Raw genomic sequence first — 1,651 nt, forward strand, 5'->3', positions numbered from 1 at the left:
CCCACCCACTCGCCCACCGGTCGGCAACGAAAGCCGAGCACGCATACGGGCTTTCGCCGGGGCCCGCCCCCGGGGCCGCCCCCCGTAAAGAACCAGCGGTGGAGGGGTGGGGGTCAAGGGTGGAGCGAAGCGCAATCGCCGCAGGCGACGCGACGCAGGAGCGCCCTTGACGCCCACCCCTCCACCGCCACACTCCGGAAAGGGCGGCCCTTCCAGCAGAAGCAACCAACGCCCCAGGACTCGCCCGGCACTGCTCCTCAGCCCCGGCCGGCCGCCGTGGCACCGCACCTCCCGTCCTACGTCTCCTCGCGGGTACGCCCCCTTGCTTCGAGCGCGCTCGAAGGCGTTGGCTTGGCAACCATGAAGTACACGCAACTCGGACGCACGGGACTCAAGGTCAGCCGCCTCGTCCTCGGCACGATGAACTTCGGGCCCCAGACGAGCGAGGCCGACAGCCACAGCATCATGGACGCCGCTCTCGGGGCCGGCGTCAACTACTTCGACACCGCCAACGCCTACGGCTGGGGCGCCAACAAGGGCCGTACCGAGGAGATCATCGGCTCCTGGTTCGCGAGGGGCGGCGACCGGCGGGACAAGACCGTCCTCGCCACCAAGGTGTACGCCAACATGTCGCTCGACGACGGCCCGCCCTGGCCCAACCACGACCGCCTCTCCGCCCTCAACATCCGCCGGTCCGTCGAGGCCAGCCTCAGGCGCCTGCGGACCGACTACATCGACATCTACCAGTTCCACCACGTCGACCGGCACACGCCGTTCGAGGAGATCTGGCAGGCCGTCGACGTACTCGTCCAGCAGGGCAAGATCCTGTACGCCGGATCGTCGAACTTCGCCGGCTGGCACATCGCGCAGGCCAACGAGACCGCGCGGCGCACCGGGTCGTACGGGCTGGTGAGCGAGCAGTGCCTCTACAACCTCGCCGAGCGCCGCGCCGAGATGGAGGTCATTCCGGCCGCGCGGGAGTACGGGCTCGGGGTCGTCCCGTGGTCGCCGCTGCACGGCGGGCTGCTCGGCGGCGTCCTGCGCAAGGAGCGCGAGGGCGGGGCGGCGCGTTCCACGGCCGGCCGGTCGGCGGACGCGCTCGCGAACACGACGGTACGGGCACAGGTCCAGGCGTACGAGGATCTGCTCGGCAAGCACGGGATCGAACCCGGCGAGGCGGCCCTGGCCTGGCTGCTCACGCGGCCGGGGGTCACCGGACCGATCGTCGGGCCGCGTACGGCGGAGCAGCTGGAGTCGGCGCTGCGGGCGGTCGAGCTGGAGCTGTCGGAGGAGGTGCTGGCGTCGCTGGACGAGATCTTCCCAGGACCGGGACCGTCGCCCGAGGCCTTCGCCTGGTAGCCGGGAGAGCCGTTACGGCCACCACAGGCCGCCCACAGGCGTCACCCGCCGTGGCGGCCTCCGGCACCCGCCTGTGGGCACCCGCCGCAACGGCGTCCGGCCGCCACCGTCAGCCGGTGACTCCAGCCGCCGCCCAACCGCTCAACCGCTCAGCCGCCCAACCGCTCAGCCGCCGAACGCGGCCGCCACGGCGACGACGACGAACATCAGCACAAGTACACCGGCCATGATCCGGTTTCTGCTCTTCGGGTCCACGCATCGAGCGTAACCGCCCCCGGCACACCCCCTCGCC

1 protein-coding gene is annotated in these 1,651 nt (G+C 71.5%); it reads left to right on the forward strand.

The window, feature by feature from the left end; translation table 11 throughout:
• Positions 1–360: 360 nt before the first annotated feature.
• Positions 361–1,359, forward strand: coding sequence for an aldo/keto reductase (locus tag E2E34_RS34080; protein ID WP_138905685.1), 999 nt, complete (start codon positions 361–363; stop codon positions 1,357–1,359).
• Positions 1,360–1,651: the final 292 nt, after the last annotated feature.

It is taken from the genome of Streptomyces albidochromogenes (assembly GCF_005981925.1).
In the GTDB taxonomy this organism is placed as follows: domain Bacteria; phylum Actinomycetota; class Actinomycetes; order Streptomycetales; family Streptomycetaceae; genus Streptomyces; species Streptomyces albidochromogenes.

Bases quoted from the DNA above. Each gene is read 5' to 3' on its own strand.
- E2E34_RS34080 (WP_138905685.1), top strand. From the start codon at position 361: ATGAAGTACACGCAACTCGGACGCACGGGACTCAAGGTCAGCCGCCTC.